This is a genomic window from Mesorhizobium sp. M8A.F.Ca.ET.021.01.1.1 (genome assembly GCF_003998025.1).
Lineage (GTDB): Bacteria > Pseudomonadota > Alphaproteobacteria > Rhizobiales > Rhizobiaceae > Mesorhizobium.
This window is the reverse complement of sequence record NZ_RZSJ01000375.1, coordinates 1-6,087: the sequence shown is the minus strand read 5'-3', so window position 1 is coordinate 6,087 and position 6,087 is coordinate 1. Positions and strand designations below refer to the sequence as shown.

The 6,087-nt window shown below is 64.7% G+C and carries 9 protein-coding genes; 8 read left to right on the top strand and 1 reads right to left on the bottom strand.

What is annotated here, in order from left to right:
• From EOA36_RS24290 to EOA36_RS24280, 3 genes are all read left to right on the top strand, one after another.
• A partial coding sequence (locus tag EOA36_RS24290; protein WP_189553335.1) for an HU family DNA-binding protein occupies nucleotides 1-155 on the top strand: 155 nt, incomplete at its 5' end.
• A gap of 39 nt (nucleotides 156-194) precedes the next feature.
• A complete protein-coding gene (locus EOA36_RS24285; RefSeq protein ID WP_127279749.1) occupies nucleotides 195-575 on the top strand; it encodes a LapA family protein in 381 nt (126 codons plus the stop codon).
• A gap of 37 nt (nucleotides 576-612) precedes the next feature.
• Nucleotides 613-1,578: an ornithine cyclodeaminase family protein gene (locus tag EOA36_RS24280; protein ID WP_127279748.1), complete on the top strand. Its 966-nt coding sequence runs from the start codon at nucleotides 613-615 to the stop codon at nucleotides 1,576-1,578.
• Here the strand turns inward: EOA36_RS24280 and EOA36_RS24275 are convergent.
• Nucleotides 1,568-2,005 (bottom strand): EVE domain-containing protein, encoded by a 438-nt coding sequence (locus tag EOA36_RS24275; protein ID WP_127279747.1) that lies wholly within the window; start codon nucleotides 2,003-2,005, stop codon nucleotides 1,568-1,570. The genes EOA36_RS24280 and EOA36_RS24275 overlap by 11 nt on opposite strands.
• 211 nt (nucleotides 2,006-2,216) lie before the next feature.
• On the opposite strand from EOA36_RS24275, the gene EOA36_RS24265 reads away from it, so the two are divergent.
• The 5 genes from EOA36_RS24265 to EOA36_RS24245 form a co-directional block, all read left to right on the top strand.
• Nucleotides 2,217-2,702: a DUF1772 domain-containing protein gene (locus EOA36_RS24265; RefSeq protein WP_127279746.1), complete on the top strand. Its 486-nt coding sequence runs from the start codon at nucleotides 2,217-2,219 to the stop codon at nucleotides 2,700-2,702.
• Between the two features lie 90 nt (nucleotides 2,703-2,792).
• The gene (locus EOA36_RS24260; protein ID WP_127279745.1) at nucleotides 2,793-3,881 is read left to right on the top strand and encodes a class I SAM-dependent rRNA methyltransferase; all 1,089 of its coding nucleotides are present in this window, start codon (nucleotides 2,793-2,795) and stop codon (nucleotides 3,879-3,881) included.
• 1 nt (nucleotide 3,882) lies between these two features.
• Nucleotides 3,883-4,740, top strand: a complete 858-nt coding sequence (locus EOA36_RS24255; protein ID WP_127279744.1) for an RNA methyltransferase — start codon at nucleotides 3,883-3,885, stop codon at nucleotides 4,738-4,740.
• A gap of 13 nt (nucleotides 4,741-4,753) precedes the next feature.
• Complete coding sequence (gene lspA / locus EOA36_RS24250; protein WP_127279743.1) at nucleotides 4,754-5,251, top strand: signal peptidase II; 498 nt, start codon at nucleotides 4,754-4,756, stop codon at nucleotides 5,249-5,251.
• Between the two features lie 55 nt (nucleotides 5,252-5,306).
• The coding region (locus EOA36_RS24245; RefSeq protein ID WP_145969284.1) for an MDR family oxidoreductase at nucleotides 5,307-6,087 on the top strand (781 nt) is incomplete at its 3' end.

The window sequence follows — 6,087 nt, the reverse complement described above, 5'->3', positions numbered from 1 at the left end:
AATTGCGCGGCTTCGGCGCTTTTCCGGGGAAGAATCGACCCGCCCGCACCGGCCGCAACCCGCGCACCGGCGAGTCCGTCGAGGTCGAGGAGAAATGGGTGCCGTTCTTCAAGACCGGCAAGGAACTGCGTGAAAGGCTGAACGGCGGCAAGTAGCCGGACTGCCTTGTCCGGCCGCTTGCAACGGAAAACATTATGCTCAATCGCTTCATGCTCATCGTGGTCTTCGTGCCCCTGGCGATCATCCTGATCGCCTTGGCCGTTGCAAACCGCGAACTCGTCGCCTTCACGCTGGATCCATTCAATCCCGGCAATCCCAAGCTGACGCTGACCTTGCCGCTGTTCATCTTCCTGTTCCTGGCGCTCGCCATCGGCATGATCGTCGGCAGCCTGGCGACCTGGGTAAAGCAAGGCCGCTACCGCAAGCTGGCGCGCCAGCGCGGCGCCGAGGCGGAAAACCTGCGCCAGGCGGTCAGCCGCGCGCCCTCAGTGCCCCAGGGGCCAGTCCAAGGGTCGGTCCAAGGGTCGGCCCAAGGACCGGCCCAAGGACCGGCATTGCCGAAGCCGACCACTTGAACCGCAGGCCGGCGCATTTCTTTTCACGGAGCTTTTCATGCTGACCATTTCGGCCGCGGAGGTCGATCGTGCGCTGACCTTTCCTGGACTGGTCGAGACGCTGCGCACTGCTTTTCGCGAGGGCGCGGTGCAGCCGGTCAGGCATCATCACGCGGTGGAAAGGCCTGATGGCGCGGCGTCGACCCTGCTTCTGATGCCGGCCTGGACCGATTTTCACGCCGCCGGCGGTTCGGCCGGCGGCCATATCGGCGTCAAGATCGTCACCGTCTCGCCCGACAACAACGCCATCGGCAAGCCAGCCGTGATGGGGCTCTATCTCCTGCTCGATGGCGGCACCGGCGAACCGGAAGCCCTGATCGACGGCCAGCGGCTGACGCAGTGGCGAACGGCCTGCGCCTCGGCGCTCGCGGCGTCCTATCTCGCCCGCGACGACGCCTCGCGGCTGCTGGTGGTCGGCGCCGGCGCGCTCTCACCCTTCCTCGCCAAGGCGCACAGCGCCGTGCGGCCAATCAAGACAATCCGCATCTGGAACCGTACCCCGGCCAACGCCGAGAAAGTCGCGGCCGATCTGTGCGCCGAGGGCTTCGCGGCCAGCGCCGCGACCGATCTCGATGCCGAGCTTGGCCAGGCCGACATCGTCTCCTCGGCGACAATCACCACCAAGCCGCTGGTCAAGGGTACGCTGCTGCGGCCGGGAACCCATGTCGATCTGGTTGGCGGCTTCACCCCGACGATGCGCGAAAGCGATGACGACGCGATCATGCGCGCCCGCGTCTATGTCGACACCCGCGCCGGCGCCACCAAGGAGGCCGGCGACATCGTCCAGCCACTGGCCTCCGGCGTGCTGAAGCCGGAAGCCATCGTCGCCGACCTGCACGAACTGGCGCGCGGCCAGAAGCAAGGCCGCGGCAGCCCCGACGAGATTACGCTTTTCAAATCGGTTGGCGCAGCACTCGAGGATCTTGCCGCCGGCATTGCCGTCTACAAGGCACTCAGGGGCTAGTCGAAGCCAGTTTGGCGCCCATTGCCCGTGCGATCAGGGCGAAATCGGCCGCGCTGATCGGAAACAGGCCAAAGCGCAGCTGGTAACCCCAGTTCGATTTGCCTGCGGTGAATTCCAGCCTCTCAAGCAATGGCTTGATCGGCGTTTCCCCGGCCTGCGCCCAGCCGACATCACGGCGGAACGGCGTGAAGCCGCCGCCCATCTCGCCTTGATAAGGTTCTCCTTCCCGCACCGTGCCGATCGCCGTGAACGCCTGCAGACCGTCTTTCTCCCCCGAAACGGTGGTTGGCGAGTAATAGACGATGCCGTCGCCGGGCCTGACGCGGCGCAGAGGTGCAGCCTTGCCGTGGTTAACCTGCATGAAGCCGCCCTGCCGGCCGCGCCGGACATGCTGCGCCGACGCCACCGCGATCCAATACGCGCTCATTTCTGTTCCCCATTGGCCTGTTCTCCATCGGCCAATGCTTGCCCTCTGACCGGCCGGTGGAGCCGGCGCAGCAACTGGATGAGGTCGAGCAGGCATTCGGAGCGGGACATGGATGATTATCCGGGAGTGGTAGACGATAGGGTCAAGGCTGCGGCAACGGCAAGTGGCGCGCCTGTTCGGAACGGCTTCGGTTCGGAACCGTTGTTGCGTCATGCGAATATACGGCCTCCTGCTATTCTGGTCTGTCTTGACCGCCACGATCGCTGCGCTCAGCCTCGGACCGTCCTTCGCTCATGTCCTGGAATCGGTGCCCCGGCTCATCCGATGGTCCCCGGCGCTTTGGCGCGAGGCCACCGTTTTCAACGGCCAGTTCCTGCTCTTCGCAATCATTGGCGCGCCGCTGGATGTCGCCGCGGTCGCCTGCCCGGGACTGCTGGCATGGCTGTTGCGCGAGGATCGGCCGGCGTTCTGGTTCGCACTCGCCGCCACCTTGCTCTATGCGCTATCCCTGGTGCTTTGGTTCGTTCTCGTCAAACCGGCCAACAATGTTCTCGCCACCTGGATGCCAGGCCCGATTCCGGACGATTTCGAAGCCATGCGGCTGCGCTGGGAGACCGGCCACATGGCTGTCACGGCCGCCAAGGCTGCCGGCTTCGTTTCGTTGGTTGTCGCCCTGCTTTCGATCGGGCGCGGCTGAGCCATCGGCAATCGCAATGTCGCGCGGGTTTGTTGCGCCGGAGGGCATAGCTGTGGCAGAAGCGGGCCGAACCGCCGGAGAAGCTGCCTCTTGAAGTCTTTTCGCGACAAACGCCGCGACGGCCGCCCACACCCAGCGAAGAGCGGGGCCGGACAGCCGCGCCCGCCCGAGAATCGTTCCGCGGTCAAGCCAGATGCCAGGCCGCGCGAACAGCACAATGTGAAAGCGGACAGCCAGCCCGCGCCGAAATCCGCGCCGCGCAACCTCGCCCGTCGCGAAGGCGCCCTGCCCGCAGAACATTTGCCGTTGGTTCTCGAAGTGGCGCCGAATGCCGATTATGCGTTGCTCGACAGCGGCGCGGGACAAAAACTCGAACAATACGGCCCCTACCGCATCGTGCGGCCCGAGGGCCAGGCGATCTGGCAGAAGGCTCTGCCGGCAAGGGACTGGGAGCGCGCCGACGCCATCTTCACCGGCGACACCGACGAGGAAGGTATCGGCCGCTGGCGTTTTCCCAGGACACCGCTCGGCGAAACCTGGCCGATGAAGCATGACGGCATCGACTATCTCGGCCGTTTTACCTCGTTTCGCCATGTAGGCGTCTTTCCCGAGCAGGCCTCGCACTGGGACCATATGGCAGGGCTGATCGCGGCAGCCAGGCGCCCCGTCAAGGTGCTCAACCTGTTCGGTTATACCGGCCTTGCCTCGCTGGTGGCGGCGCGCGCGGGCGCCGAGGTCACCCATGTCGACGCCTCGAAGAAGGCGATCGGCTGGGCGCGCGAAAACCAGGAGATGGCCGGTCTTGGCGCCAAGCCGATCCGCTGGATCGTCGATGACGCAGTGAAGTTCGCCGAGCGCGAGGAGCGTCGCGGCAGCCGTTACGACATCATCCTGTTCGATCCGCCGGCCTATGGCCGCGGCCCCAAGGGCGAGGTCTGGCAATTGTTCGAGGACCTGCCTGATTTGACGGACCTCTGTCGCTCCATCCTGACCCCAAAACCGCTCGCCGTGGTGCTGACCGCCTATTCGATCCGTGCCTCCTTCTTCGCCATCCACGCTCTGATGCGCGACACCTTCGCCGGCATGGGCGGCAAGGTTGAATCGGGCGAGCTGATCATCCGTGAAAAGTCCGCCGGCCGGGCGCTTTCGACTTCACTGTTTTCGCGCTGGGTGGCCTGACATGAACGAACGGCACGCCGGCGCACCCGGCCAGGTGAAGGAAGTCACCAGTCTTGCCAATCCGTTGGTCAAGGACATCAAGGCTCTCGCCTTGAAGAAATTCCGCGACCAGCAGAACGCCTTCATGGCCGAAGGGCTGAAGCTGGTCATCGATGCGCTCGACTTGGGCTGGCAGATCAGGACGCTTGTTTTTGCCAAGGCCGGACGCGGCAACGCGGCCGTGGAAAAGGTCGCGGCGCGCACGGTTGCCGCCGGCGGCACCGTGCTCGAAGTATCGGAAAAAGTGCTTGTCGCCATCACCCGCCGCGACAATCCGCAAATGGTGGTCGGCGTCTTCTCGCAGAAATTCCTGGCCCTCAAGGACATCCGTGCCGACAATGGCGATGTCTGGGTCGCACTCGACCGGGTGCGCGATCCCGGCAATCTCGGCACCGTCATCCGCACCGTCGATGCCGTCGGCGCCAAGGGCGTCATTCTGGTCGGCGACACCACCGATCCGTTTTCGGTGGAAACGGTGCGCGCCACCATGGGTTCCATTTTCGCCGTGCCAGTGGCGAAGGCAACGACCGAGGCATTCCTTGCCTGGCGCGGCGGCTTTTCAGGTCTCGTCGCCGGCACCCATCTGAAAGGCGCGGTCGACTACCGCTCGGTTGATTTTTCCCGCGGGCCGGTGCTGCTGATGATGGGCAACGAGCAGCAGGGACTGCCCGAAAGCCTGGCGGCGAGCTGCGACAGGCTGCTCAGGATTCCGCAGGCGGGCCGTGCCGATTCGCTCAATCTCGCGGTCGCCACCGGCATCATGCTGTTCGAGATCAGGCGCGGCGCGCTGAAACTCGAACCAATTCCGGACCAGCAATGAAGGTTGTCCAATCGTGAAATCATGGTCTCCCTACGCGCTGCTCGTCATCGTGGCCATCGCGCTCGACCAATGGATAAAGACGCTGGTCGAGGCTGGCCTGCCCTTCCAGGAGAAGCTCGACCTCCTGCCCTTCCTGGCGCTGTTTCGCACCTACAACACCGGCATCGCCTTCTCGATGTTTTCCTCCTTCGGCGATACCGGCCTCGTGGTCATCGCCGTGCTGGTCGTCGCTTTCGTGCTTTACCTCGCCACGCGCACGCCATCGGGCCATGTCATCGCCCGCATCGGCTTTGCGCTGATCATCGGCGGCGCGCTGGGCAATCTGATCGACCGTGCCGTCTACGGCCATGTCATCGATTACATCCTGTTCCACACGCCGGTCTGGTCCTTCGCCGTCTTCAACCTTGCGGACGCCTTCATTTCCGTGGGTGCGGCACTGGTCGTGTTCGACGAACTCATCGGCTGGCGGCGTGAACCCAAACCTTCGAACGCCAAGCCTTCCAAAGATTGACCCCGCGCGGCCATCGCCGCACAGTCAGACGCCAAGCAAGTTCGCGGAGAGAAAGATGACCGAAACCTTCAAAGCCATCCTCGTTTCGCGCGACGCCGAGAAAAAACAGTCGGTCGCCGTGACTGATCTCACCGACGCCGATCTGATGGAGGGCGACGTCACCATCGCGGTCGAGGCGACGACGGTGAACTACAAGGATGGACTGGCCATATCGGGCAAGGCGCCGGTGATCCGCCGATGGCCGCTGGTGCCGGGCATCGACCTTGCCGGCACTGTCATCTCCTCTTCCAATCCCGACTGGCGCAAGGGTGACAAGGTCATCCTGAACGGCTGGGGCGTTGGCGAAACCCATTTCGGCGCCTATGCCGGGCGCGCCCGCGTGAAGGGCGACTGGCTGGTGCCGTTGCCGGAGGGCATGAGCGCGCATGATGCCATGGCTGTCGGCACCGCCGGCTACACGGCCATGCTCTGCGTCATGGCATTGGAGCGGCACGGCATCCTGCCTGATCGCGGCCCTGTCGTGGTGACGGGCGCTGCCGGCGGCGTCGGTTCGGTCGCGGTCTCCATCCTGTCCAGCCTCGGCTACCATGTCGTCGCCTCGACCGGCCGCAATGCCGAAAGCCCTTACCTGATCAATCTTGGCGCGGCCGAAGTGATATCGCGCGACGAGCTCAACCAGCCCGCCAAGCCGCTGGCCAAGGAGCGCTGGGCCGGTGGTATCGATTCGGTCGGCAGCCACATATTGGCCAACGTGCTGTCAATGACCTCCTATGGCGGGGCGGTCGCGGCCTGCGGCCTCGCCGGTGGCATGGATCTGCCATCGAGCGTGGCGCCCT

Bases quoted from the DNA above. Each gene is read 5' to 3' on its own strand.
- EOA36_RS24285 (WP_127279749.1), top strand. From the start codon at position 195: ATGCTCAATCGCTTCATGCTCATCGTGGTCTTCGTGCCCCTGGCGATC.
- EOA36_RS24280 (WP_127279748.1), top strand. From the start codon at position 613: ATGCTGACCATTTCGGCCGCGGAGGTCGATCGTGCGCTGACCTTTCCT.
- EOA36_RS24275 (WP_127279747.1), bottom strand. From the start codon at position 2,005: ATGAGCGCGTATTGGATCGCGGTGGCGTCGGCGCAGCATGTCCGGCGC.
- EOA36_RS24265 (WP_127279746.1), top strand. From the start codon at position 2,217: ATGCGAATATACGGCCTCCTGCTATTCTGGTCTGTCTTGACCGCCACG.
- EOA36_RS24255 (WP_127279744.1), top strand. From the start codon at position 3,883: ATGAACGAACGGCACGCCGGCGCACCCGGCCAGGTGAAGGAAGTCACC.